We start from the raw sequence: 23,680 nt of genomic DNA, 5'->3' as shown, positions 1-23,680 counted from the left end.
TGGGTGCGAGCGTACCCGCCCACCCGCCACCGCACCTGAGCAGTAGCTGAGTGTGGCCCCCGCCCGGGATCCGGGCGGGGGCCACGACCAGCGCTGGTGGTTACAGGTTGCCCCGGCGGTCCTGCTCGCGCTCGATCGCCTCGAACAGGGCCTTGAAGTTGCCCTTGCCGAAGCCGAGCGAGCCGTGCCGCTCGATCATCTCGTAGAACACGGTCGGCCGGTCGCCGGTGGGCTTGGTGAAGATCTGCAGCAGGTAGCCGTCCTCGTCCCGGTCGACCAGGATGGCGTGCTCCTTGAGCTGCTCGATCGGCACCCGCACGTTGCCGATGCGCTCGCGCAGCTCCGGGTCCTCGTAGTAGGAGTCCGGCACGTCGAGGAACTCGACACCGGCGGCGCGCATGGCGGTCACGGTGGCGATGATGTCGTTGGTGGCCAGCGCGATGTGCTGGCAGCCGGGGCCGCCGTAGAACTCCAGGTACTCGTCGATCTGCGACTTCTTCTTCGCGATCGCGGGCTCGTTGAGCGGGAACTTCACCCGGTGGTTGCCGTTGGCGACCACCTTGCTCATCAGCGCCGAGTACTCGGTGGCGATGTCGTCGCCGACGAACTCCGCCATGTTCACGAAGCCCATGACGCGGTTGTACCAGTCGACCCAGTAGTCCATCTTGCCGAGCTCGACGTTGCCGACGCAGTGGTCGACGGCCTGGAAGATGCGCTTCGGGGCGCCCTCGGGCTTCTTGTACGCACCGGCCTTCTCGACGTAGCCGGGCAGGTAGACGCCGTTGTAGCGGGAGCGGTCGATCAGGCTGTGCCGGGTCTTGCCGTAGGTCGCGATGGCGCCGACGCGGATGGTGCCGTGCTCGTCGGTGACGTCGTGCGCCTCCTCGAGCACGATCGCGCCCTGGGCGCGGGCGTGCGCCAGGCACTTGTCCACGTCGGTGACCTCGAGGGCGAGGTCGACGACGCCGTCGCCGTGCGCGCGCTGGTGGTCGAGCAGCGGGCTCTTGGGGTCGACGCCGCCCTTGATGACGAAGCGGGCGGAGCCGGACTTGAGCACGTAGGACTTGTGGTCGCGGTTGCCGGTCTCGGGACCGGAGTACGCGACCTGGGTCATGCCGAACGCGGCCTGGTAGAACAGCGCGGTCTGGGTGGCGTTGCCGACCACGAAGACGACGGCGTCCATGGCGCGCACCGGGAACGGGTCCTTGCTCTCGTCGTACTCGACGAGGCCGACGAGCTGGCGGAGCTGGTCGAAGCTCACCTCGTCCATGCCCTGGTCACCGCGGTTGAGCGTGCCCGTCATGGCGTTCCTCCTGCGTTTGCGTCCTGCACCTGCTGACGCAGCATGGGTACCCCAGTGCATCCTGCGCAACACTTGCGAAGATCACTGGACAAGATGACTAGGGTGTCACCATGCGTGTCTGGCAAACTGAACACTCTGCTCAAGGAGAGACGTGACGACCGAGGAAAGTCCCGGGATCGACGTGCTCGATGCCCGACTGCTGCTGCTGCTCACCGACGAACCCCGGTTGGGGGTGCTGGAGTGCTCGCGCAGGCTCGGCGTCGCGCGCGGCACGGTGCAAGCGCGGATGGACCGGCTGGAGAGGCGCGGGGTGCTCACCGGGTTCCCGCCCGCGGTCGACCTGGCCGCGATGGGCTACGGGCTGACCGCGTTCGCCGTGCTGGAGATCGCCCAGGGCAAGCGCGGCGAGGTCGCCACCCGGCTGCACGCCATCCCCGAGGTGTGCGAGGTGCACGCCACCACCGGCGAGGGCGACCTGCTGGTGCGGATGGTCGCGCAGAACAACGCCGACCTGCAGCGGGTGATCGACCGGGTGGTCAACGTCGAGTGGGTGCGCCGGACGTCGACCTCGATCGCGCTGTCCACGCCGATCCCCACCCGGGTCCGGCCGCTGCTGGAGCGCGAGGTCCGCTAGTCGGCCAGCGGCTGGTGCACCGTGCCCAGCCGGACCAGGGTCCGCTGCTCGGCGACGGGGTTGCCCGCCAGGTCGTCGGCCACCCGGTGGCCATCGCCGTGGTAGCGACTGCTCTCGCGGGCGTGCCGGAGGTTGCCGGTGATCATGTGGCCGACCTCGGCCAGGAACCGGGCGAGGTCGTCGCGGCGGCGCAGCGGGCCGCGGGAGATCTTGTCCCTGGTGGCGATGAACCGCTCCTCGGTGGCCACCGCGCGGGCGGCGATGGCGTCGAGCGCCTCCTGCAGCGGCGCGCCCTGTCCCAACAGGACCCAGACGGCGTTGATCTTCTCGCCCTCCTCGATCTCCTTGGCGAAGGAGTAGAGGTCGTTGACCAGGATCCAGTGGTCGATGGCGAGCGCGCACGCCTTGCGCACCAACGGGTCCTCGTCGACGAGGCCACCGAGGTCGACGCCGAGCGCCCACTCGGCGAGGGTGAGGATCCAGTACCCGTAGGCGTTCACGCGCCTGCTGGAGCCGAGGTAGGCGTCGAGGTCGTCGAACTCCCCGATGTCGTGCTGGTTGGCGTTGTCGACGACCACGCTCGTGCCGACCTGGACCAAGCGCTCGCGCAGCGCGCCCGCGGTGGGCAGCAGCATGGCGTGGACGTCACCGAGGAGTCGGGCCAGCGGGGTCGCGCCACCGGGGGTTCCCTCGACGGCCGCGCACAACTGGCGGGCGAGCCGGTCCCTGGCGGACTGCTCGCGCAGCCACGGCGCGGAGAAGGCGTCGTCGAGCAGCGCGGCGGCGTTCATCCACAGCTGTTGGGTGAAGAACCGGTCCGACCTGGTGTGCGGCATGCACAGCGCGCCCCAGCGGTGCAGGTCCTGGCGGAGGTAGTGGCCGGTGACCGGACTGTCCTGTTCGGACTCCCCGAAGTAGTCGACCAGGTACGGCCGCAACCACGCCTCGACCCGCGGCGCGGTGGCCGCGGCGTCCGGGTGCACCGCGAGCGGGCACCGGGTGGGCAGCGCGGGCAGCCGGTAGGTCATTCCGTAACGGAGTCCGGCGCCTGGGTGGGGGGAATTTTTCACACCAACTCCTCCATTTAATAGTTCAATTGTAAACGCGGTGGATTGTTTCGCTCCATCCGGCTCATGCGGATGCCGCAGCGGTTCACCTGTGCGGACGCACGGGCGTCACCGTGTGCATGAGCGCGTTGGGCCACACCGGTGATCGTGTCGGACCCGGACGCCGCGGCTGCGGGCGGTCCGTGGTCGTTGCTTCCTTAACCACTGATGCGTGGGCGGCACGTCACCCGAGTGTGAATGGGTTTCACCTGTGCGGCAGCGCTCCCACCACGGTGCGCGGCCGGGGTTGGGCCGTGCGGGGGTGTGGTGGCACCGAGATCACCCGAAAAGATCACCGGCGGGTGTGCAGGTGCACGGGATCATTCAGGGGCCGCCATCGAGGTCGACGGAGAAAGCGCGAGGAATGGGTCCCGGTATCGAGCAGCTGCTTGCCGAGAGCCGCACCGCGGTGCTGCCTGCGCTGCGTGCCGCCGTCGACTCGCTCCCGCCTGCCATGAGGCGGATAGCGTGCTACCACTTCGGCTGGCTGGATGTCTGCGGCCTGCCGGTCAGCGGCGACAGCGGCAAGATGGTGCGCTCCGCGCTGACCCTGTTGTCAGCCCAGGCGGTCGGCGGCGACCCGGTCGACGCGGTGCCCGCGGCGGTGGCGATCGAACTGGTGCACAACTTCTCGTTGCTGCACGACGACATCATGGACGGCGACCGCACCCGCAGGCACCGGGGCACGGCCTGGGCGGTGTTCGGCGTCCCCACCGCCCTGCTGGCGGGCGACGCCCTGTGGGCCCTGGCCCTGCGCGTCCTCGCCGCGGGCCCCCACGCCGACCGCGCCCTGCCCCAACTCACCGAAGCCCTGTGGCGCCTCATGGACGGCCAGAGCGCCGACGCCGACTTCCCGCACCGCCGCACGGTCACCGTGGCCGAGTGCGAAGCCATGGCCGCCGGAAAAACCGGCGCCGTCATGGCCTGCGCCACCGCCCTGGGCGCCCTCTTCGGCGGCGCTTCTGCTCACCGGGTGGCCCTGCTGCGCGACATGGGCGAGCACCTGGGGATGGCTTTCCAGCTGGTTGATGACGTGCTGGGGATCTGGGGCGATCCCGAGACGATGGGGAAGCCGGGGGCGGATCTGGTGCACCGCAAGAAGTCGCTGCCGGTGGTGGCTGCGTTGAACTCGGGAACTGTTGCTGGGGCTGAGTTGGCTGCTGTGTACCTGGATGTGGAGGGTGAGCTTTCTTCTGCTGAGCAGGTTCGGGTGGCGGGGTTGATCAGTTCGGCTGGGGGGCGGGAGTGGGCGCTTTCTGAGGCTGAGCGGCATTTGGCGTTGGCTGCTGCGGCGTTGGCGGAGGCGTCGCCGGTGGGGGTGGCGGCGGAGAGCTTGGGGGTGTTGGCGGATCACTTGGCGCATCGGGAGCGGTGAGGGGGGTGCTGGTGGGTTTCCGCAGGGGGTGGGTTGTCCACAGGGTGACTGCTCACTCTGACCGTTTTGTCGGTGCTGGTCGGTAAGCTGTGTATCGGGGGCTGCTGTGGCGGGTTTGATCTTGAGCTGAGGGGTGTCCGGCTCTCTTGCTCGGCTTCGCCGTCGATGATCAACGCCTCGCCTTCGGCATTGGCCTGGCGCGAGTTTCGAGCTTTGCTCGATGCGGCGAACTTGTTTTGCGCGGGGCCCCTGAACTACCCGTGGCAGGACCGCAAAGCAGGGGCCGAAAAGCATGGCCCTGTCCGCGAACGACGCTACGGGCAGTCCTCCCCCACACAAAACAAGTCCGCCCCATCGAGCTGGGTTGGCACCAGCGACTCCGAGGAGCGCGTGGTCGGCCAACGTTGTTCGGGGGCGCGTGGGGGCCAACGATCGTGAAGGCCGGGTGGAGACCGCCGTCGCCAAGTGTTCACCCGGCTTGGGCCGGCCGCTATGGGCCGGCGATCGTTCAGCCCGGGGACTTGTCCACAACCCCGGCAACCATCCACAGCCCCCGGCCAAGCCCTATTGACAGATCGGCGGGGGCGATAGGTTCAGAGATGGGGCCCCGGGCCCCGGGAGGGTGGGCCCCCGGAGCGGAGTTGATCTTGAGCGGCGGGGGCGGGGGCGGGGGCGCCGAGGGAGGGGTGGGGCGCCGAGTGGTGGGGTGGGGCGGAGGGGTGGGGTTAGCTGGTTTTCTGGGGGATGGGGAGGTTCTTGGCGGTGGGGGCGTTGGCGGCTAGTTCGTCCATTTCGGACTCTGCGGCCAGGGGTTCTAGGAGGTGGGTGCTTTGGGTTAGCAGTTCCGAGGTGCCGCGCAGGCGACCCGCTAGTTGTTCGCGGAGGGCGGTGAGGCGTTCTACCTGGCTGGTGGCCGTGGCGATGCGCTTGGCGGCTTCGTCGGTGGCGGTCTGGACCACTCGGGTGGCTTCGGCGGTGGCGGTGGCGCGGGCCGTGGTGATCTCGGTGTCGAGGTCGGTGCGGCGGGTGGTGAGTTCCTGCTGGAACTGCTGTTCCACGCGCTGGCGGTCGCGTTCGGCCTGGTCGTCGGTGGTGCGTTGGCGGGCCGTCGCGGCGGTGGTCATGTCCTCGACCTTGGCGCGGGTGTCGGACATGAGCTGTTCGTGGGCCTCGTGCAGTTCGGTGTGGCGCTTCTCCACGTCGGCCATCAGTGCGCGGTAGCGGTCGCGCAGGGCGGTGGAGGCGGCCTCGGCGGCGGACCACGCGGTGTCGGCGGCGGCCTCGGCGCGGGCGGTGATCTCCGCGGCCTGGGCCTCGGCGGTGGCGACGGCGCGGGCGGCGCGTTCGGCGGCGTTGGGGGCCGAGGACGCGGCGGCGGCGTTGCCGATCTTGTCGAGGCGTTCGGTGAGGGCGGCGATCTCGCGCCTGGCCAGCTGCAGCTGGCCGTCCAACTCCTCGGTGCGCGCCCGTGCCTCGTCGCGCTCGGCGGTGGTCGCCGCGTGCTGCTCGGCGAGGGTGCCGAGGTACCGCTTCACCTGGGTCCGGTCGTAGCCGTGCCGCGACACGCCGAACTCGGGGTGATCCTGCTGGGGGCCCATGGGACGACCGTACCCGCGAGGCCACCGGCGGCAACATGAAGGCCGCTCGACCGGGTGACACATCACCCCGCAGAGGGGGCACAACAGCCCCGGGATGCCACGTGGGCACCTGCCTGCCGGGAACCGTTGACCCCCTCCGCTAGCCCGCCAGCGACACCGGTCCCGGCACGAACCCGGGGTCGACCTGGTCGGCCAGGTCGCGGCCCGCGCGGCCGTTGGCCCACGCGGTGGCGTTGCGCAGGTGGAACTCCACGGTCTGCCGGTGGAACTTCGGCCAGTCCTGCTCGACCCCGTCGACCAGGGCGCGCATCGAGCGCAGCGCGTCGCGGTTGGCCGGTTCGAGCTGCTCGACCGGCCGGATGTCGCCGCGTTCTGCCGCGCGGACGTGGTCGGAGCGGCCGATCCAGGTGAGCAGGTCGGCACCGACGTGCTGGCGCAGGAAGGCGACGTCGTCGGCATCGATGACCTTGTTGCCGACCACCGCGACCCGCACGTCGAAGTCGCGCGCGTAGTCGAGGTACTGGCGGTACACCCCGACGCTGCGCAGCGTGGGCTCGCACACCAGGAAGGTGACATCGAATCGGGTGAACAGCCCGGAGGCGAACGAATCGGCCCCCGCGGTCATGTCGACCACCGCGTATTCTCCCGCGCCGTCGACCATGTGGTTGAGCAGCAGCTCGACCGCGCCGACCTTCGAGTGGTAGCAGGACACCCCGAGGTCGGACTCGGTGAACGGCCCGGTGGCGGCCAGCCGGACGCCGTCGACCACGCGGACGAACCGGGTGTAGAGCGGGTTGTCGTCGTCGATCCCGATCAACCGCGAGCCGCGGCCGGGCGGGGTCGTCTTGATCATGTCGCCCGCCGAGTGCACCCGCGGGTTGTCGCCGCGCAGGTGGTCCTTGATGACCGACATGTGCTCACCGAGGGTGGGCTGCTGGTGGTCGTCCCCGGCACCGAGTGCGGCGGCCAGGTGCTGGTTGATGTCGGCGTCGATGCCGAGCAGGGGCGGCGCGGGGGTTTCCGCGGCGAGGTGGCGCAGGAACAACGACGCCAGCGTGGTCTTGCCGCTGCCGCCCTTGCCGACGAAGGCGATCTTCACGGGGGTCTCCGGGTGTGCTCCGGGTGGATCTGACCCCACTACTGGTATCGGTTATCATTATCCAACGCAAGCAGGACCACCCGAATGTGATCAGCTCGGTTGGGCGATCTGCGCGTTCGGCATTTTCCGGAACGCGTCGAGCACCGCCGGGTCCTGCAGGCCCAGCCATTCCACGACCTCGGAGTAGGTGGCGCACACCGTCTCCGGTTTCGCGCACACCGACCCCATGAACTTCTCCGTCGCCGCGGTGAACGCGCCGCCGGACCAGGTGTTGAAGTGGTTGCCCACCACCACCGGCGCCCTGTTCCCGTCGAAAGCGGCCTGGTAGGCGCGTTCGTAGGTGTCGAACACCACCCCGGTGAACTCCGCGGCCCGCGCGGGTTCGTCCTTGGCCTTGTTGAGCAGGTACCAGAGGTTGTAGTCCATCATGATTGTCTTCTTGTACTTCAGCCCCGGCACCCGAACCGAGGGCATGGCAAATTCCCACACCCCGTGCTGTGTCGTGGGCCAGGCGAGTCCATCCGAGACCTGGCTGGTGTCGTAGGTCATGCCGCGCCGCGCCAGAACCGGCAGCAGCACGTCGAAGTCGCCCTCCAGGCACGGTGTCCGGCCGCCCTTGATGGTCTTCGGGTCGACCTTGAGGCCCATCGCTCTACCGCGGTCGACGAACGCGAAGAACTGGTCCAGCTCGGAGTTCCACTGCGCGGTGTCCCACCGGCCGACGCTGGGCTCGGACCCGTGGCAGAAGTGCCCGTTGTAGTGGGTGCCGACCTCGTTGCCCTGGTCGACGGCGGTGTTGAGGTCGCCGATCAACGCGCGCACGTCCTCGGCCGATCCGCCGAATCCGATCGACGCGCGACCGGGTTTGTGGCCGGGTCCGGTGTACTCCGCCTTCTGCGCGTCGGTCAGCATGTAGATCCCGGACAGGAACCCGGAGAAATGCGCGTTCACGCTTCTGGCAAGTGGCAAGAACTTCTGCCAGTGCTCGTGCGATCCGGCGCCGTCGAACGAGAACAGCACGAACTGCGGCGGTTTCTCGCCCGGGTTCAGCTTCCGCATCCACTTCGGCGGTCCGGCGGATGCCTGCGGGTGCGGTTCCGGTTCGCGCACCTGCCCGTGCTGTTGCGGTCGGACGGTGCCGACGAAGACGAGGACGACGAATGCCAGGACCACCGCCGCCCCGACGACGATGAACTCCCAACGCCTCCTGGTCGACATTCGCGTCCCTCCCCTGCCACCGCTCCCCGAATTGCCGCTTCCCCTGAGAAGGGACGCGCGTGCCGATGACGCGTTGCCACCCGGTGTCCCCCGGACGTGGCCCGCGCGGGTGGCTCAGGCCGGGACGGCGACGACCACCCGGTTCGACTCGTAGCCGTCCGCCCCGCCGACCCACTGGCCGCCGCAGGTGACGAGGACGACCCGGTGCGGCCCGGTCTGCCCGAAGAACTCCTCGGCCCTGGCTGGCAGGTCGTGCTTGCCGACCGTCTCCACCTGGGTCACCCGGTAGCGCCACTGGGTGCCCTTGTCGTCGACGACCGAGACGAGGTCGCCGACCCGGGAGCTCCACAGCTCGGCGAACGGCCCGGTGGCGCCCTTCCAGTTGACGTGCCCGGCGAACACCGACGCGCCCGCTGGGGCGTCGAGACCGGCGCCCCACCAGGTGGCCTCCCTGACCCCGCTCGGGACCGGCAGCGTGGCGTCCGGGCCCAGTTCCTTGCGCACCAGGGTCGCGGTGCCGCCCTTGGCGAGCCGGAGCGTGCCGGGGCGCTGCCCGGCGGCCTGGCGCGGCGGTGCGGGCGGGGCGGGCTGGGCCTGGGTGGGTGGCTGGGTGGCGGTCGGCTGCGGCGGTCGCGCTGGTGCGGTCGTGGTCGGTTCGGCGGGTTTCGGCTTGATCTGCGACCGCAGCCCGGCCAGGGCGGCGTCGCTGTCGGCGGCGGCCTTGCGGATGGCGGTGAGCTGCAGGCCCGGCTGGGCGGGCAGCGGGAGGCCCTGCACCGGTGTCGGCGAGGCGAAGGTCAGCCCGCAGACCAGGAGCACGAGCACGCCCGCCCCACCCGCGACGGCGGGTGGGGCGAGCGTCGAGCTACGGCGAGCCATGCCGGGTCAGTGCCCCCAGTCCTTGCGCATGCGGCGCCCGACCACGACCGGACCGCGGCCCTTGCGCCACAGGGCGGTACCCGCGCCGCCCGCGAACAGCAGCAGCGCGCCGAGGGCGACGAGCAGGCCGACGGACGGGCCGGACTCGTCGACCACGGCCGCGGCGTTGGTCGGACCGTCGCCCGCGGGGATGGTCTGCGGGACGGTCGGCACGTTGGGCTTGTTGACCAGCCGCAGTTCCAGCGTCTTGCCCGGTTCGAGCTTCCCGCACGCCGACGGCGGCTTGGCCGGGTCGAAGGACTGCTCGTAGCCGGGCGGCGCGGCGACCTCGGTGACGCAGACCTCCTGCGGGGTGCGCAGGTTCGGCACCGCTGCCTTGCCGTCCGCGCCGGTCACCACGACCAGCGGCTTGCCGTCCGCGCCGACGAGGGGCTTGCCGTCCTGGCCGACGGCCGGGGTGGTCTTGTCGGCGCCGGTGACCTTCAACGACACCGAGGCGATGCCCTGCCCGGTCTTCTCGTCGACCTTGGCCACCGAGACGGCGCCGGGCGCGGTGACGGCGGTGGTGTCGGCTGCCGCCTTGAGCTGCTTCTCACCGCCGGTGGACACGACGCTCTGGGTGCCGTCCTTGACCGTGTGCTGCACGACCGGCTGGTCGGCAGGCGCGAGAAGGGAGATCGACACCGACGGCTTCGGCCCGGTCGGCACGACCTCCAGCGCGATGGGTCCGCCGTTGTCCTTGGTGGTCGCGGTCAGCTCGGTCTTGCCGCCGGAGGTCGCGTCGGTCAGCACGACCTTGACCGGGACCTTGCCGACGCCGCTGCCGCCCGCGCCGCGCACCTCGGCGGTCCAGGTGTCCGCGGTGCCGATGACCTGCGGCTTGGTCGGCTTGGTCAGCGCCGTCGTCCACGGGCCGTGGTTGGCGGTGGCGTCGGCCCGCAGCCTGCCGACGGCCTGCACCACGGCCGGGGCCTTCTGGGCGAGTTCGCGGTCGTGGAAGGCGATGTCGTAGGCGATGGTGCGGAACCCGTTGGTCGCCGGGTTCAGGTCGGCCGGGCTGCGCGGGGCCGCGGTCCACTGGTGCAGCAGGTGCGCCAGGGCGGCGGCCTCGGTGGCGTCCTTGGTCTCGGCGTAGCGCAGCAGCAGGTAGGAGATGTCCGCGGCCTGGGTCGGGGACAGGGCGTCGCCGTACTTGGTCTTGAGCACGTCGCCCGGTTGGTAGACCTCGTTGGTGTCGGGTTCCTTGAAGGCGAACTTGACGCACCAGACCTGCTTGCCGCCGACGACGTAGGACCCGAGCCAGTCCTCCGTCGAGGTGGGCGGCGCGCCCCGGTACGGCTGGGGGGCCACCCCGACACCGAGGCCCTTCTGGTAGTCGGCTGCGGCCGGTGAGGCGCCGACGACGAGTAACGCCGCCGACAGGGTGGCCACCGTCGCCACCGCAGAGGTCAGCCGGGCACCGAGTGTGGATCGCCGCATGGTTCGGTCGGCTCCTTGCCGCGCCGGGGCAGCGCACGGCCGTCGGCGCTTGAAGTGCGGGGAACTGCTCTGGCGGTGCGGCCCGCCGCGGGGGAGAGCGGATGGGGACCGGGGCGCGCACCTTCCGTGCGAGCCTGCTGGGTGGGCGGGGCACCGGGCAATCCGCCAACCCAGTGGAGTTGATCATGGTTACCCTGCGGCGTTCCCGCAGGTCGGCGCCGAGGTCGGGCGGCATGTGGGGTACCGGACGGCGTAGTGTGCGCCTGGACGGTCACGCTCGGTGTGCCGTGCGGGAATCGGCGGTGCCTGCCCTGCGTTGCGCCGAATGTGGGTAAAGTGGGTTTTACCCAGCGGGAACCGGTCGGCCGGGTCGATCGTTGACCGTCAGCAGGCGCCATCCAGGCCCAGGAGGATCAGGTGCGTTCTACCAGCAACCCCGCGTTCCGCAACCTGCCGCAGGGCGGTTACGCGGGCTTCCAGCCCCAGGCCCAGGGCTACCAGCACCAGGGCTACCCGCCCGGGTACGGCAGCCCCAGCGCGCCAGCGGGCACCGGCGACCGCCCGATGACCGTCGACGACGTGGTCACCAAGACCGCGGTCACCCTCGGCGTCGCCGTCGTGGTGGGCGTCATCACCGCGGTGCTCGTGCTCGGCAAGGACCTCAGCCCGTACCCGCCGATGATCATCGGCGCGCTCGTCGGCCTGGTCATCTCGCTCGTCATCATCTTCAAGAAGACCCCGAGCCCCGCGCTCGTGCTGACCTACTCCGCTGCCGAGGGCCTGTTCCTCGGTGCCATCACCGGCGTTTTCGAGATGTTCGTCCCCGGTATCGCGTTCCAGGCCATCCTGGGCACGGCGCTGGTGTTCATCACGATGCTGGTGGTCTACAAGACCGGCGCGGTCAAGGTCACCCCGAAGCTGACCAAGTGGATCATCGGGGCCACCGTCGGCGCCGCCGGTCTGATGCTGGTCAACCTGGTGCTGTCGATGTTCGGCGTGAACATGGGCATCCGCGACGCCGGACCGCTGGGCATCGGCATCAGCCTGCTGTTCATCGGCATCGCCGCGTTCAACTTCCTGCTCGACTTCGACATGGCCGACCAGATGATCCGCTCCGGCACCCCGTCGAAGTTCGCCTGGTACGTCGCCTTCGGCCTGATGACCACCCTGGTCTGGCTGTACCTGGAGATCCTGCGCCTGCTCTACATGCTGCAGAGCAGCGACTGATCACCCGCCAGCACGACAGGGGCGCCCAACCGGCCGGTTGGGCGCCCCTCTTGTTTGGCCTTAGAGTCGATCTCGTGCGCGCACTGATGTCGTGGCTGATGTGCCTGGTCGGGGTGGCCGTGGTCGCCTTCGGCGCGTTCCGGGCGTGGTACGAGGACCGGGTGGGCACCACGCTGCCGTTGTCGGACCTGTTCAGCGGGGTCACCAGGGAGAGCGCGCCGGTGCTGGGGTCGTTGACCCTGCCGCTGGCGATCGGGGCGTTGCTCGCGGTGGTGGGGATGTTCCGCGCCAAGGGGATCCTGCAGTTGGGCGGGATCATCCTGGCCGCGACCATGGTCGTGTGGGTGGTGCGGGCGCGCGAAGTGGTCGACCTGGGTGATCTTCAGGTGGGCGCCTGGAACGCGCTGTTCGGCAGCCTGTTGGTGTTGGCGGCGGGGATCCTTCGGCCGGGCAGGCTCTGAGGGATCAGCCGATCAGCCTGGCGACGCGGCGCATCAAGCCGGGGGCGAACCGGGACCCGAAGCGGGCCAACTTGGCCTCCGGGGTGACGGCGACGACCGGGGTGCCGTGGTCGACGGCGCGGACGATCTCCTCGGCGACCCGGTCCGGGGTGAATCCGCGGCGCGCGTAAGCCTTTGTCGCCTTCTGCCGCATCCGTTGCTGCTCCAGGTCGTCGGCGCCGGTGAACGTGGTCGTGTTCGTGATGTCGGTAGCCACAACACCGGGACAGACTGCCGTGACACCGATGCCGTGGTCGACGAACTCAGCGCGAACGCAGTCCGATAGCGCTAACACCGCTGCTTTGCTTGCCGCGTAAGCGGAGAGGGAGCGGCTAGGGGTGTATGCGGCGGCCGAGGAGATGTTGACGATGTGGCCGCCCTCCCCCGCCTCGGCCATCAGCGCGCCGAACTCGCGGCAGCCGTTGACGACGCCGAGCAGGTTGACGTCGGTGATCCGCTGCCAGTCGCGCGCGGTCGTGGCCAGGAACGGGCCCGCCATGCCGATCCCGGCGTTGTTGACCACGACGTCGGGGGTGCCGTGCTGGTCGGTGATGTCCTCGGCGAACGCGCGCACGGCGTCGGCGTCAGACACATCGACCAGGTACGGGTAAGCGGCCGGTCCGATCTCCGCAGCAGTGCGACGCGCGGCCTCGATGTCGACGTCGGCGACCACAACTTCGGCTCCTCTAGCCGCAAACGCGTGCGCGGTAGCCCTACCGATGCCCTTGCCCGCGCCCGTCACCACCACGAGCCGGTTGGTGAAACCCTCTGCACGGCCCGCGCGGGCCCGTTGCAGGCTGCGCGTCATCGGGGCGCCGGAGACGTGCTCCACGAAGTCCTCGACCATGCGCGCCAGGGCTTCCGGGTGCGACAGCGGAACCCAGTGCCCGGCGACGATCCGGCGCCGCCACAGCCGGGGGACCCAGCGCTCCAGGTCCTCGGCGAGTGCCGCGGTGACGAACCTGTCCCGCGTGGGGAGCACGACCTGGACGGGCACCTCGGTCGGGCCGGGCGCGGGCTTGGCAGCGCTGGTGAGCATGTTCGCGCGGTAGAGGCGCACGCCGTTGGCCGCGTCGGTGCCGATCGTCGGCGCGGGGGTCGAGTCGACACCCTCGACCCGGCGCAGGATGCCGCCCCAGCGGGGGCCGATCACGGTGCGCCAGGCGAGGGCGGGCAGCACGGGGAGGTGGAACGCGGCGATGTACCAGGAGTGCGCGAGCTGGGTGGCGACCTGCACCAGGTTGGCCGGGGTGGGGTGGGTGAGCCTGCGGCGGGTCCACTGGCCGATGTGGTCGAGGTGAGGCCCGGAGACCGAGGTGAACGACGCGATCCTGGTCTTGGCGCGCGGCGCGGTGACCGCGGCCCACGCCTGGATGGAACCCCAGTCGTGCGCGACGACGTGCACCGGGCGGTTCGGGCTGACCGCGTCGGCGACGGCGAACAGGTCCTCGGCCAGCAACTCGGTCCGGTACGCGGCGGTCTTGCGCGGGGCGGTCGACTCGCCAGCGCCGCGCACGTCGTAGCGGACGACGTGGTAGTCGCCCACCAGGCGTTCGGCCAGGCCGTCCCAGAGGCGGTGGGTGTCGGGGAAGCCGTGCACCAGCAGGATCGTGGGCGACGCCGGGTCGCCCTCGCTGAAGACGGCCAGGTCGACGTCGTCGGTGCCGACGGTGCGGCGGCGGGGCCCGGTGGGGGGCAGGTGGCGCGGTTCGCTGGCCATGGCGGCTCCTCACCCGGGTTCTTGACAATGGCGAACGTTACAATCGCCGTTGTCACGCTGCAAGGGTGTCATTCCGCCCGGCCCCTGGCCCGCTCGGCCAGGGCGATCAACCGGTCGCCGATGACCTCGGGGATGACCCGGCTCGCCGACCGGTCGACCGCGGCGCCGACCGCGGACATCACCAGCGGGTGCAGCCGGGAGATGACGTCGGCGAAGTGCGGCAGCTCGTCGCCGCTGGGCAGCCAGTCCGGGCCCTTGGGGTCGAGCACGTACCTGCGGACCAGGCCGACCAGCAGCGCGGCCACCCTGTCCGTCTCCGCTTGCAGCTCCGCGGCCAGCGCCAACGCGTCCGCCAGCGGCACGTTCAGCCTGACCAGCTCGTGGCCCGCCTCCAGCAGCTTCATGCTGGGCGCGACCAGCTGCGCACCGCGCCGCTGCAGCACGCCCAGCTCAAGGGCGGTGCGCAGGGTCGCCGGGGTCACCTGGGTGCCGAACATCCGCACCAGCTGCGCCATGGACACCACGGTCGGCTGCTCGTGCGACGACGCCGCGCCCGCGGCCGCCTCCAGGCCGAGCACGTCGGCGAGGCTGTGCCCGGCCTGCCAGGCGTCGAGCATCTCCTTGATCTGGGCGAAGGCGTAGCCGCGGTCGAGCATGTTGAGGATCAGCCGCAACCGGGCCAGGTGCGCGTCGGAGTAGACCGCGGTGCGCCCGCGCCGGGCGGGCGGCGGCAGCAGCTCCCGGTCCTGGTAGACCCGCACGTTGCGCACGGACGTGCCCGCCGCCCGCGCCAGGTCGTCGATCCGGTACTCCGCCACCCGGACGAGCTTAGGCGCTGTGTCGAGAGATCCACAGTGGACACTCGATCCGGGCCGGGTCCGAAAAGTCCCAACAACGGGTGGGCGCGGGACATCCCCGGCGACTCGGACCGCCCAGGGAGCGGACAGCAGCGCACGGCACCCGGACACATCCCGGGTGCCGTGCCTGTGTGGACGGACAGCGGGACCGCGCGCGCAACGGTGAATCACCACCGCGACTGTGGTCCAGTGGACGATCGCCGAATGGACGTCCCTAGCGGACTGCTGTCCTGCTTTGGTGCCCCCGACCGGATTCGAACCGGCACTCGACCCCTTTTAAGGGGGCTGCCTCTGCCTGTTGGGCTACGGGGGCAGCGGCAGCCTAAGGTGCGACAGGCGGGCTGGGGACGGGTTTGTGACAACTCCGGCCGGGTGGCCCAACCGGAGTTGGGCCGTTTGCCCCTCAGCCCTTGGAGACCCTGGCGAACTCCGCCTTGGGGTCGTTGATCTGGCCCATCGAGATCACCTCACGCCGGAACAGGCCGCCAGTTAACCAGTCCAGCGTGATGCGGACCTTGCGGTTGAAGGTCGGCATCGCCTTGACGTGGTAGGCGCGGTGCATGGCCCAGGCGAGGAAGCCCTTGGCCTTGATGTTGAACACGTCGCCGACGCCCTTGTGCAGACCGAGGCTGGCGACCGAGCCGATGTTCTTGTGGAAGTAGTCCTTGGGCTCGTCGCCGCGCAGGGCGGTGACGATGTTGCGGGCCAGCAGCCTGGCCTGGCGCACCGCGTTCTGGGCGTTGGGGGCGCAGATCGCGGTGGGGTCGTCCTCGGTGCGCGACAGGTCGGGGACCGCGGCGCAGTCACCGGCGGTCCACGCGTCCGGCAGGCCCTCGACGCGCATGGCGGCGGTGGCGCGCAGTCGGCCCTGCTTGGTCAGCGGCAGGTCCGACGCGGCGAGCACCGGGTTCGACTTGACCCCGGCGGTCCACACGATGGTGTCGCTGTCGAACTCGGTGCCGTCGGAGAGCACCACGTGCCCGTTCTCGAACGACTTGGCCAGCGTGGACAGGTACACCTCGATGCCGCGCTTCTCCAGCTGCATCACCGTGTAGACACCCAGGCTCTCGCGCACCTCGGGCAGCACCCGGCCCGCCGCCTCGACCATGACGAAGCGCAGGTCCTCGGGGCTGATGTTCTTGTAGTACTGGGTGGCGAAGCGGGCCATGTCCTCGAGCTCGCCGAGCGCCTCGATGCCCGCGAAGCCGCCGCCGACGAAGGTGAAGGTGAGCAACCGCTTGCGCAGCTCGGGGTCCAGCGTGCTGTCGGCCTCGTCGAGCTTGCTCATCACGTGGTTGCGCAGGTAGATCGCCTCGCCGATGGTCTTGAACGAGATGCCGTGCTCGACCAGGCCGGGGATGGGCAGCAACCGGGCCACCGAGCCGAGCGCCACGACCAGCACGTCGTAGCCCAGCTCCTCGGTGTGGCCGTCGGGCGCCTCGATGGTGACGACCTTGCGGGCGTGCTCGATCGACCGGGCGCGCGCGGTGATCACGTGGCAGCGCTTGAGCGCGCGGCGCAGCGGCACGACAACGTGCCTCGGCTCGATCGCGCCTGCGGCGGCCTCGGGCAGGAACGGCTGGTAGGTCATGTGCGGCTGCGGGTCGACCACGGTGACCGACGCCTCGCCGGAGCGCAGCTTGCGCTGCAGGCCGAGCGCGGTGTACAGCCCGACGTAGCCGCCACCGAGGATCAGGATCCGGGTGGGCTCCGACTTTCCATGCGCCATGTCCCCATCGTGGCACTGGTGTGGGGTCACCGCGAGGCGCCCCTGTGTTGGTGTGACCCCGGTCGCTGGCGAGTTTCCGCTGGTGTGACGCCCGTCGCCGGGCTACCGACCGCCCCGACGAGCGGTGATCACGAGCAGTGCGAGACCGGCGATCGACAGTAACGCGATCAACTCCACCGGTTCGGGTGTACGCGTGGCGGGCAGCACAACCGCGACCCCCGCCAGCCCTAGCGCGACCGCCTGGACCCCTGCTGCCCGGCGGAGGGTCGGGCGTAAGGCGGCGGGGTCGAAGCGGGCGCCTCTAGGGAGGAGTCCGGCTAGGGCGCAGGTTAGGTGCAAGGCGTGGACCAGCGGAATCAGGACTAGGACGGCGGGCCTGAGGGGGTCATCGCCGGTGAGGGCGACGCTGAGCGCGGCGCAGCAGATGAGGACTAGAGGAGCCGGTGAAGCGGGGAGCAGCACGCTGGCGAGCGCTAAGAGAGCGGCGATGACGAACATGACAGTGGACACACCGCTGAGCCCTAGATCCAACAGCATCCCCGCCGCAGCCACACCGGCAGCACCGCGCAGCCACCACGCGGACCAACCACGGCCTACATCCACGCTGGTCATGGGCGGTGGTCCGGGACGGTCATGGCGGCGCCGACCAAGCGGGCCGGTACTCGGCGTGGTCATGGGCGGACTCGGCGGAGGGTGGCGGGGACCGCCTCGGGGGTGGTGACGACGGCTACGCCGTTGGCGCGCAGGGCGTTGCGGCGGGCGTGGTGTTCGGCGGTGAGGATCTGGCGGACGACCTCGCCCCACGGGGTGTGGGTATCGGCTACCAGGGGACTGGGGAGGGTGTCGACGGCGATCACCAGGTGGTGGCGGGCGGTGGTGGTGGCCGCGGTGGCGGTGGCGTCGTCGAGGAACGGGGAGAGGAAGACGACCACCGCGCCCGGGGGGATCTGCCTGGGGAGGAGCACCGGGCGCGACGCCCGGCCCGAGGCGCGCGAGCAGGCGACGAGCTGGTGGCGCAGGCGGGTGAGCTGGCGCAGACCGATGCCGGGTGGCAGGGACAGCTGCGGGTGGCCGAGGTCGATCAGTCCGACGCGGTCGCCTTGGCGCAGGTAAACGGCGGCGAGGGAGGCGGCGGCGCGGACGGCGGTGTCCAGGCTGCCGCCGGGGCGGACCTGCACGCCGGGCACCGAGGTGGACCAGTCGGCGAGGTCGGCGGTGACGTCGGCCAGGGAGTCGAGCACCAGCACCAGGTCCGCGTCGACCTCGGCGTGCTGTTCGCGAACGTGCGGGACGGCCAGCGGGTCCCCGGTCGCGGCACCCGCGCGCAGGGTCACCCGCCAGTCGATCCTGCGCAGCCGGTCGCCCGGGTGGAACGGCCGCACGGCCCGCAGCTCGACCCCGTCCCCCGCCCGCCGCGACCGGTGCGCCCCGACCAGCCCGGACACCCGCGGCGGCAGCGGCCCCGGGTCGAGCGGCACGACCGGCGGCAGCACCGTCCGCCTGGTCTCCACCCCGACCACCGGCCCGCTGATCAGCAGCGCGTCCCGCCCAGCCGCGAGGTGGTCCGGCCGCAGGTCGACCCCCTCACCCCAGGCATTCCACCGCACCGCGGCCCGCAGCGTCCGCGCGCCGCCCGGCACCAGCTGGACCGGCCCGAGCGCCACCCCACCCGGCGTGGGCAACCGGATGGCCACGAACTCCACCCCAGCCCCCGCGTCGACGGTGATCACTGCCCGAGCCCCGTCCCCCGCCTCGACACTGCGCGGCAACGGCGCGATCCGCGGAACCGGAACCCCACCCACCGGCACCGCGAGCGCCGCGACAGTGGCCAGCAGCAACGGCACCCCGATGACCACGAGATCGATCCGGTGCAACACCACCCCCACCCCGACCAGTCCGAGCCCACCCACGGCCCCCCGGAACAACGCGTCCGTCCCCCGCCACCCCGCCCGCCCCGCCACCTGCCGCGCGGTCAGGAACCCCCGCACCCGACTCACGCGCGACCACCTGTGCGATCCGCCGAGGCGACCGTGTTCCGTCGGTCCCGGGTCACGGGCGGGTGCTCGCGGGGCCGGGGACCGCGTGGAGGAGTTCGGTGACGATCTCGGTGGTGGTCGTGCCGGTGCTCCAGGTTTCCGGGCGGAGGGTGATGCGGTGGGCGAGGGCGGGGACGGCGCAGGACTTGACGTCTTCGGGGAGGACGTAGTCGCGGTCGTCGATCAGGGCTAGGGCTCGGGATACGAGGAGGAGGGCTTGGGAGCCGCGCGGGGAGGCGCCGACTTCGACGTTGGGGTGGGTTCGGGTGGCTCGGGCGAGGTCGACGCAGTAGCGGAGGATGTCCGGGTCGACGTCGACCTGTTCGACGGCGGTTTGGAGGGTGGCGAGTTCGTCCGCGTCGACCACCGTGGTGACAGCGGTTTCCTCGCGGCGGCGGGCCAGGCGGCGGCGGAGGACCTCCACCTCGTGGTCGACCGGTGGGTAGCCGATGTCGACGCGGAGCAGGAAGCGGTCGAGTTGGGCTTCCGGGAGCGGGTAGGTGCCCTCGTACTCCACGGGGTTCGCGGTGGCGAGGACGTGGAATGGGCGCGGCAGCGGGAAAGTGCGGCCCTCGACGGTGACTTGCCGTTCCTGCATGGCTTCCAGCAGCGCCGACTGCGTCTTGGGTGGCGTCCGGTTGATCTCGTCGGCCAGCAGCAGCCCGGTGAAGACGGGCCCCGGTCGGAAGGTGAAGTCCCGTTCGGTGGGGTCGAACACGAACGACCCGGTGACGTCGGCGGGTTGCAGGTCCGGCGTGCACTGCAACCGCGTGAACCGCAGCCCGATCGCCCCGGCCAGGCTCCGCGCCAGCAGCGTCTTGCCCAACCCCGGCACGTCTTCCAGCAGGACGTGCCCGCCCGCCAGCACGGCGGCGAGCGTCAACCGCAACGCCCGCTCGCTGCCGACGACGACCTCGCCCACCGCCTTGGTGATCGCCTCGGCTGACTCGCTGACGGTCATCGTCCCTCCACAAGAGACTCATTTACCACGGGTCCGAGCAAAGCAGAAAGCCTCTCCGGCGACGGGAGCACGGCCACCGGTGAAGTGATCAGGTGGTGCAGCTCCGGCCCGATCCTTGCCCGCACCGCCGGCGAGTCCACATCGGACTCCCCGAGCGCCCGGACGACGACGGCGCGGAGCCGGGGCTGGATCCTGGTGCGGAAGCGGTGCTGGTCCTCGGCCGCCTCGGCGAGACGGGCGGCGAGGGTGGCGGGCTGGGGGTGGGTGCTGGACGCGGTCTCGTCCGGGACGGCGGTCCACACCGGTTCGAGCGGACCGGACACCCGAACGGCGACGACGGTGACCGCGGCGGCCGGGATCGCGATGGCGATCGCCCAGAACAGCGGGATGCCGCCTGGCCAGGCGGCGACCAGGACGACCAGCGCACCGGCGAGTAGGCCGAGCACGACCTCCATGGCCGTCGTCACCGGTCCACCAGGGAGCGCTCGATGCGAGCGAGAGCGTCAGCCGCGGCGTCGACATCCCGCGGGGTGATCACGGCGGCCGGGCCGAACCAGGCCCGGTGGTACGCACGACGCAGCGCACCGGCGCGCAAGCCGAGCACCACCTCCATGGCCGTCGTCACCGGCCCACCAAGGAATGCTCGATGCGGGCAAGGGCGTCAGCCACGGCGTCGACGTCCCGCAGGGTGATCACAGCGGTGGGGCTGAACCGGGCGCGCTGGTACATGCGACGCAGCGCACCGGCAAGCAGCCCCAGCACGACCACCTTCGCCGTCGTCACCGGCCCGCCAAGGAGCGCTCGATACGGGCGAGAGCGTCAGCCGCGGTATCAATGTTCTGCGGGGTGATCACGGCGGCAGGGCCGACCCAGGCCCGGTGGCACGCACGACGCAGCGCACCTGCCAGCAGCCCCAGCACGACCTCCATGGCCGCCGTCACCGGTCCACCAGGGAGTGCTCGATGCGAGCGAGGGCGTCAGCCGCGGTATCGATGTCCCGCGGGGTGATCACGGCGGCCGAGCTGAACCAGGCTCGGTGGTACGTACGACGCAGCGCACCGGCAAACAGCCCCAGCACGACCACCTTCGCCATCATCACCGGCCCGCCAGGGAGCGCTCGGGCGAGGGCATCAGCCGCGACGTCGACGTCCCGCAGGATGATCACGGTGGCCGAGCTGAACCAGGCCCGGCAATACGTACGACACACCGCACCGGCGAGCAAGCCGACCACCACCTCCATGGCCGTCATCACCGGCCCGCCAGGGAATGCTCGATGCGGGCAAGGGCGTCAGCCACGGCGTCGACGTCCCGCAGGGTGATCACGGCGGCCGAGCCGAACCAAGCCCGGTGGTACGCACGACGCAGCGCACCTGCCAGCAGGCCAAGCACCACCTCCATGGCCCTCGTCACCGGCCCGCCAGCGAGTGCTCGACGCGGGCGAGGGCGTCAGCCGCGGCGTCAACGCCCCGCGCGGTGATCACCGCGGCCGGGCTTAACCAGGCCCGGTGGTACATACGACGCAGCGCGCCTGCCAGCAGCCCCAGCACGACCTCCCTGGCCGTCATCACCGGTCCACCAGCGAGTGCTCGATGCGAGCGATGGGCATCGGCCGCGGCATCGACGTCCCGCAGGGTGATCACGGTGGCCGAGCAGAACCAGGCCCGGTGGTACGTGCCGCGCAGCGCACCTGCAAGCAGCCCCAGCACGACCTCCATGGCCGTCGTCACCGGTCCACCAGGGAGCGCTCGATGCGAGCGAGAGCGTCAGCCGCGGCGTCGACATCCCGCGGGGTGATCACGGCGGTGGGGCTGAACCGGGCGCGGTGGTACGTGCGGCGCAGTGCGACGAGGGCCTGCGGGTCGACGGCGTGTGCCGCCAGGATGTGCTCGGCGAACTCGGTGGGCGTCTCGTGGGCTGCGCGCGGGGTGCCGAGCCGCGCGGCGCCGCGCTCAAGGGTCAACCAGGCGGCGATGACGGCGTTGGTCGGGTCACCCGCGGCGGGACCGGTGAGGTCCAGGCGTGCCGAGCGCGCGGCGGCCGCGAGGTGGGGCACGGCCGACACGCCCTCCCCGTCGACCCGGCCGAGTGACCAGTCGAGCTCGGGCAGCGCGCGGCGGGTGCGGCGGCCGACCAGGTTCGCCGCCAGGCCCACCAGCCCGACGACCAGCATCGTCGCCACCGCGAGCAGCAGCAGGGCGGTGCTGATGCCGCTGATGAGGTCGAGCACCGGGTTCGGGTCGGTCGCGGCGGTGGCCGCCGGGGCGGCGGCCGGGTCGGGGTCGGGGGGCGCCGCGGTCCCCGGGCCCGCCGGGATCGCCGAGCTGCCGCGGGCGGCGGCGACCGCGAGCAGCAGCAACGCGGTCGCGACCAGCGGCGGGGCCAGGCGCGGGGACATGGGCGCCAGCTTGCCCCACCGGCGCCCCCGTGGACCAGGGTCACCGGGCGCAGACCCGCGAGTCCGACGCGCGCCGCTCGCGAGCCCGGCCGCACCCGGGTACGAGCGGCTCCGCGCCCGGATCGCGGCTCCCGCGCACCAGACCCGCGCCGACGGCGCCTAGGCGCGCACGAAGGCCAGCAGCCTGCGCACCGAGCGGCGCGACACCTCCAATTTCCGCGCCGGATTCTTCGAATCACGGACCGAATTCCCGCCGGACCACCTGGCGAGTTCGACGCAATTATCGCTTTCGCTGTAGGAACTCTTTCGCCATTCCGGCAACACCGCGTTCATCAAAGCCCCTCCGAGTTTCGGCCCCCCGTCGGGGCGCGCAATACCCGGGCATTATTCCGCGATTGTCGGGGACCCGTGAATCCCCTGCACGGGTAGCACCTCTGCACCGAACGCAGGGCACGGGGCACCGGTCACCACTGACCAGAAGTTCGACCCAGAGTAACCACAACCGGGGTCGGGGTGAGTCCCACGGGGTGGCCGATGTCGCGGTCGCGGGCTTCGCGAAAGGGCAGCGGAACCAGGTCCGCGCGTGCTACCTTGCGAAACGCGCCCGAACAGGGAGCGCGGTGGCGGACAGCCAAGTAGCACTCTGCTGGGTGACACTCGCTCGATAGTATGACGCCCCGTAGCCGATCGTCCCCCTCGGAGTCGCACCATGCCAAGACAACGGGACCCCCGCTTCTCCAAGCGCCAGCTCGGCCGACTCCTGCGGACATTCCGCGAGCAGGCGGGCAAGACCCAACCCGAGGTCGCCACCACCATGGACTGGTCGGTGTCGAAACTGATTCGCATAGAGAAGGCCGCGGTGGGCGTCTCCACCACCGATCTGCGCGCGCTGCTCGCCGAGTACGGGATGCACGACCCGGAGGTGGTCGCGGACCTGGTCGAGGTGGCCAAGGAGAGCCGCGAGCAGCCCTGGTACGCCCGCTACGACGCGGTCACCAGCGAGCCGTTCCGGCGCCTGCTCGCCTACGAGGGCTCCACCGCCGCGATCCACCAGTTCCACCCCGTGCTGGTGCCGGGGCACCTGCAGACCGCCGACTACGCGCGGGCCGTACTCGGCAGCCACTACTCCGGGGTGGATCTGGACCTCGCGGTGGAGTGCAGGCTGCAGCGGCAGTACCGGTTCGAGAGCGACCGGCCGAAGATGGTCGCGCTGGTCGACGAGGCCGCGGTGCGCCGGACCATCGGCGGCCCCGAGGTGCTGCGGGCCCAGCTGCGGCACCTGCTCGCGCGGTCGGCGGAGGACTGCACGACCCTGCGCGTCGTCCCGTTCACCTCGGGCGCGCACCCGGGAATGGGTGGTGGATTCATGTTGCTGGAACTGGACGACGAGATCGGCGACACCGTCCTGTTCGAGGAGTCGGTCGGTAAGGACTACCTCGCCACCGGGGACAGCGAGGTCGTCACCGCCGCCTGGGAACGGTTCCTCGCGATCGAGCAGTTAGCGCTGTCCGAGGCCGACACCACCACCCTGCTGCGGCAACTTGTCGAAAGCTGACAGTCCCAA

Annotated in this window: 27 protein-coding genes and 1 tRNA gene; 5 read left to right on the top strand and 23 right to left on the bottom strand. The window is 71.0% G+C overall.

Translation table 11 applies throughout. The features are described from left to right. Positions 1-100: 100 nt before the first annotated feature. Complete coding sequence (gene hppD / locus CLV68_RS27420) at positions 101-1,303, bottom strand: 4-hydroxyphenylpyruvate dioxygenase (RefSeq protein WP_092779865.1); 1,203 nt, start codon at positions 1,301-1,303, stop codon at positions 101-103. Between the two features lie 151 nt (positions 1,304-1,454). On the opposite strand from hppD, the gene CLV68_RS27415 reads away from it, so the two are divergent. After that, positions 1,455-1,937, top strand: a complete 483-nt coding sequence (locus CLV68_RS27415) for an Lrp/AsnC family transcriptional regulator (RefSeq protein WP_170224619.1) — start codon at positions 1,455-1,457, stop codon at positions 1,935-1,937. Here CLV68_RS27415 and CLV68_RS27410 read toward each other — a convergent pair. Beyond that, on the bottom strand, positions 1,934-3,007 hold the full coding sequence (locus tag CLV68_RS27410) for a terpene synthase family protein (RefSeq protein WP_147460184.1): 1,074 nt from the start codon (positions 3,005-3,007) through the stop codon (positions 1,934-1,936). The two genes, CLV68_RS27415 and CLV68_RS27410, sit on opposite strands and share 4 nt — an antisense overlap. Before the next feature lie 400 nt (positions 3,008-3,407). Here CLV68_RS27410 and CLV68_RS35805 point away from each other — a divergent pair, with 400 nt between their 5' ends. Further along, positions 3,408-4,418: a polyprenyl synthetase family protein gene (locus CLV68_RS35805; RefSeq protein ID WP_121393800.1), complete on the top strand. Its 1,011-nt coding sequence runs from the start codon at positions 3,408-3,410 to the stop codon at positions 4,416-4,418. A gap of 725 nt (positions 4,419-5,143) precedes the next feature. On the opposite strand, the gene CLV68_RS27400 is transcribed toward CLV68_RS35805, so the two are convergent. From CLV68_RS27400 to CLV68_RS27380, 5 genes are all read right to left on the bottom strand, one after another. Then, positions 5,144-6,016 (bottom strand): coiled-coil domain-containing protein, encoded by an 873-nt coding sequence (locus CLV68_RS27400; RefSeq protein WP_170224618.1) that lies wholly within the window; start codon positions 6,014-6,016, stop codon positions 5,144-5,146. 139 nt (positions 6,017-6,155) lie between these two features. Next, a complete protein-coding gene (locus CLV68_RS27395; protein WP_121393798.1) occupies positions 6,156-7,115 on the bottom strand; it encodes an ATP-binding protein in 960 nt (319 codons plus the stop codon). A gap of 90 nt (positions 7,116-7,205) precedes the next feature. After that, entirely contained in the window at positions 7,206-8,333 is a 1,128-nt protein-coding gene (locus CLV68_RS27390) for a polysaccharide deacetylase family protein (protein WP_121393797.1), read from the bottom strand. 114 nt (positions 8,334-8,447) lie between these two features. Continuing rightward, positions 8,448-9,212, bottom strand: a complete 765-nt coding sequence (locus CLV68_RS27385; RefSeq protein ID WP_121393796.1) for a class F sortase — start codon at positions 9,210-9,212, stop codon at positions 8,448-8,450. 6 nt (positions 9,213-9,218) lie between these two features. Beyond that, complete coding sequence (locus CLV68_RS27380) at positions 9,219-10,691, bottom strand: SpaA isopeptide-forming pilin-related protein (RefSeq protein WP_211346790.1); 1,473 nt, start codon at positions 10,689-10,691, stop codon at positions 9,219-9,221. 417 nt (positions 10,692-11,108) lie between these two features. On the opposite strand from CLV68_RS27380, the gene CLV68_RS27375 reads away from it, so the two are divergent. After that, positions 11,109-11,918: a Bax inhibitor-1/YccA family protein gene (locus tag CLV68_RS27375; protein ID WP_121393795.1), complete on the top strand. Its 810-nt coding sequence runs from the start codon at positions 11,109-11,111 to the stop codon at positions 11,916-11,918. Positions 11,919-11,992: 74 nt separating this feature from the next. Further along, the gene (locus CLV68_RS27370) at positions 11,993-12,379 is read left to right on the top strand and encodes a hypothetical protein (protein ID WP_121393794.1); all 387 of its coding nucleotides are present in this window, start codon (positions 11,993-11,995) and stop codon (positions 12,377-12,379) included. A 4-nt stretch (positions 12,380-12,383) separates the two neighbouring features. On the opposite strand, the gene CLV68_RS27365 is transcribed toward CLV68_RS27370, so the two are convergent. From CLV68_RS27365 to CLV68_RS27310, 16 genes are all read right to left on the bottom strand, one after another. Next, positions 12,384-14,138: an SDR family oxidoreductase gene (locus tag CLV68_RS27365; protein WP_121393793.1), complete on the bottom strand. Its 1,755-nt coding sequence runs from the start codon at positions 14,136-14,138 to the stop codon at positions 12,384-12,386. A gap of 68 nt (positions 14,139-14,206) precedes the next feature. Further along, a complete protein-coding gene (locus CLV68_RS27360; RefSeq protein ID WP_121393792.1) occupies positions 14,207-14,956 on the bottom strand; it encodes a MerR family transcriptional regulator in 750 nt (249 codons plus the stop codon). Positions 14,957-15,231: 275 nt separating this feature from the next. Further along, a tRNA-Leu gene (locus CLV68_RS27355) sits at positions 15,232-15,308 on the bottom strand. 90 nt (positions 15,309-15,398) lie between these two features. Then, on the bottom strand, positions 15,399-16,724 hold the full coding sequence (locus tag CLV68_RS27350) for an NAD(P)/FAD-dependent oxidoreductase (RefSeq protein WP_121393791.1): 1,326 nt from the start codon (positions 16,722-16,724) through the stop codon (positions 15,399-15,401). Positions 16,725-16,826: 102 nt separating this feature from the next. Continuing rightward, positions 16,827-17,336: a hypothetical protein gene (locus tag CLV68_RS27345; RefSeq protein WP_147460183.1), complete on the bottom strand. Its 510-nt coding sequence runs from the start codon at positions 17,334-17,336 to the stop codon at positions 16,827-16,829. 59 nt (positions 17,337-17,395) lie between these two features. Next, positions 17,396-18,721, bottom strand: coding sequence for a DUF58 domain-containing protein (locus CLV68_RS27340; RefSeq protein ID WP_121393789.1), 1,326 nt, complete (start codon positions 18,719-18,721; stop codon positions 17,396-17,398). Positions 18,722-18,773: 52 nt separating this feature from the next. Further along, positions 18,774-19,721 (bottom strand): AAA family ATPase, encoded by a 948-nt coding sequence (locus CLV68_RS27335; protein WP_121393788.1) that lies wholly within the window; start codon positions 19,719-19,721, stop codon positions 18,774-18,776. Further along, the gene (locus CLV68_RS27330; RefSeq protein WP_121393787.1) at positions 19,718-20,188 is read right to left on the bottom strand and encodes a hypothetical protein; all 471 of its coding nucleotides are present in this window, start codon (positions 20,186-20,188) and stop codon (positions 19,718-19,720) included. Before CLV68_RS27330 ends, CLV68_RS27335 begins: the two co-directional genes overlap by 4 nt. After that, entirely contained in the window at positions 20,185-20,346 is a 162-nt protein-coding gene (locus CLV68_RS34285) for a hypothetical protein (protein ID WP_170224617.1), read from the bottom strand. The genes CLV68_RS27330 and CLV68_RS34285 overlap by 4 nt, the downstream gene beginning before the upstream one ends. After that, positions 20,343-20,504 carry a hypothetical protein gene (locus CLV68_RS34280; protein ID WP_170224616.1) on the bottom strand — a complete coding sequence of 54 codons (162 nt, stop codon included), beginning with the start codon at positions 20,502-20,504 and terminating at the stop codon, positions 20,343-20,345. The genes CLV68_RS34285 and CLV68_RS34280 overlap by 4 nt, the downstream gene beginning before the upstream one ends. Next, complete coding sequence (locus CLV68_RS34275) at positions 20,501-20,662, bottom strand: hypothetical protein (RefSeq protein ID WP_170224615.1); 162 nt, start codon at positions 20,660-20,662, stop codon at positions 20,501-20,503. The genes CLV68_RS34280 and CLV68_RS34275 overlap by 4 nt, the downstream gene beginning before the upstream one ends. Beyond that, positions 20,659-20,970: a hypothetical protein gene (locus CLV68_RS27325; protein ID WP_147460182.1), complete on the bottom strand. Its 312-nt coding sequence runs from the start codon at positions 20,968-20,970 to the stop codon at positions 20,659-20,661. Before CLV68_RS27325 ends, CLV68_RS34275 begins: the two co-directional genes overlap by 4 nt. Continuing rightward, positions 20,970-21,119, bottom strand: coding sequence for a hypothetical protein (locus tag CLV68_RS34270; protein ID WP_170224614.1), 150 nt, complete (start codon positions 21,117-21,119; stop codon positions 20,970-20,972). Before CLV68_RS34270 ends, CLV68_RS27325 begins: the two co-directional genes overlap by 1 nt. Before the next feature lie 8 nt (positions 21,120-21,127). After that, on the bottom strand, positions 21,128-21,448 hold the full coding sequence (locus tag CLV68_RS27320; protein ID WP_121393785.1) for a hypothetical protein: 321 nt from the start codon (positions 21,446-21,448) through the stop codon (positions 21,128-21,130). Then, positions 21,445-22,116, bottom strand: a complete 672-nt coding sequence (locus tag CLV68_RS27315; protein WP_121393784.1) for a DUF4129 domain-containing protein — start codon at positions 22,114-22,116, stop codon at positions 21,445-21,447. The genes CLV68_RS27320 and CLV68_RS27315 overlap by 4 nt, the downstream gene beginning before the upstream one ends. A gap of 159 nt (positions 22,117-22,275) precedes the next feature. Next, positions 22,276-22,449, bottom strand: coding sequence for a DUF397 domain-containing protein (locus CLV68_RS27310; protein ID WP_121393783.1), 174 nt, complete (start codon positions 22,447-22,449; stop codon positions 22,276-22,278). A 376-nt stretch (positions 22,450-22,825) separates the two neighbouring features. Between CLV68_RS27310 and CLV68_RS27305 the strand changes: the two genes are divergently transcribed. Beyond that, entirely contained in the window at positions 22,826-23,671 is an 846-nt protein-coding gene (locus CLV68_RS27305) for a helix-turn-helix domain-containing protein (RefSeq protein WP_121393782.1), read from the top strand. Positions 23,672-23,680: the final 9 nt, after the last annotated feature.

This window comes from Actinokineospora cianjurensis, from assembly GCF_003663795.1.
Lineage (GTDB): Bacteria > Actinomycetota > Actinomycetes > Mycobacteriales > Pseudonocardiaceae > Actinokineospora > Actinokineospora terrae.
Note: the sequence above shows the minus strand (reverse complement) of the source record. Positions and strands in the feature narration are given on the sequence as shown.

Coding starts and splice junctions, on each gene's coding strand:
- hppD (WP_092779865.1), bottom strand. CDS start 1,303: ATGACGGGCACGCTCAACCGCGGTGACCAGGGCATGGACGAGGTGAGC.
- CLV68_RS35805 (WP_121393800.1), top strand. CDS start 3,408: ATGGGTCCCGGTATCGAGCAGCTGCTTGCCGAGAGCCGCACCGCGGTG.
- CLV68_RS27400 (WP_170224618.1), bottom strand. CDS start 6,016: ATGGGCCCCCAGCAGGATCACCCCGAGTTCGGCGTGTCGCGGCACGGC.
- CLV68_RS27390 (WP_121393797.1), bottom strand. CDS start 8,333: ATGTCGACCAGGAGGCGTTGGGAGTTCATCGTCGTCGGGGCGGCGGTG.
- CLV68_RS27385 (WP_121393796.1), bottom strand. CDS start 9,212: ATGGCTCGCCGTAGCTCGACGCTCGCCCCACCCGCCGTCGCGGGTGGG.
- CLV68_RS27380 (WP_211346790.1), bottom strand. CDS start 10,691: ATGCGGCGATCCACACTCGGTGCCCGGCTGACCTCTGCGGTGGCGACG.
- CLV68_RS27365 (WP_121393793.1), bottom strand. CDS start 14,138: ATGGCCAGCGAACCGCGCCACCTGCCCCCCACCGGGCCCCGCCGCCGC.
- CLV68_RS27350 (WP_121393791.1), bottom strand. CDS start 16,724: ATGGCGCATGGAAAGTCGGAGCCCACCCGGATCCTGATCCTCGGTGGC.
- CLV68_RS27345 (WP_147460183.1), bottom strand. CDS start 17,336: ATGACCAGCGTGGATGTAGGCCGTGGTTGGTCCGCGTGGTGGCTGCGC.
- CLV68_RS27335 (WP_121393788.1), bottom strand. CDS start 19,721: ATGACCGTCAGCGAGTCAGCCGAGGCGATCACCAAGGCGGTGGGCGAG.
- CLV68_RS27325 (WP_147460182.1), bottom strand. CDS start 20,970: ATGACGGCCATGGAGGTGGTGGTCGGCTTGCTCGCCGGTGCGGTGTGT.
- CLV68_RS34270 (WP_170224614.1), bottom strand. CDS start 21,119: ATGGAGGTGGTGCTTGGCCTGCTGGCAGGTGCGCTGCGTCGTGCGTAC.
- CLV68_RS27315 (WP_121393784.1), bottom strand. CDS start 22,116: ATGTCCCCGCGCCTGGCCCCGCCGCTGGTCGCGACCGCGTTGCTGCTG.
- CLV68_RS27310 (WP_121393783.1), bottom strand. CDS start 22,449: ATGAACGCGGTGTTGCCGGAATGGCGAAAGAGTTCCTACAGCGAAAGC.
- CLV68_RS27305 (WP_121393782.1), top strand. CDS start 22,826: ATGCCAAGACAACGGGACCCCCGCTTCTCCAAGCGCCAGCTCGGCCGA.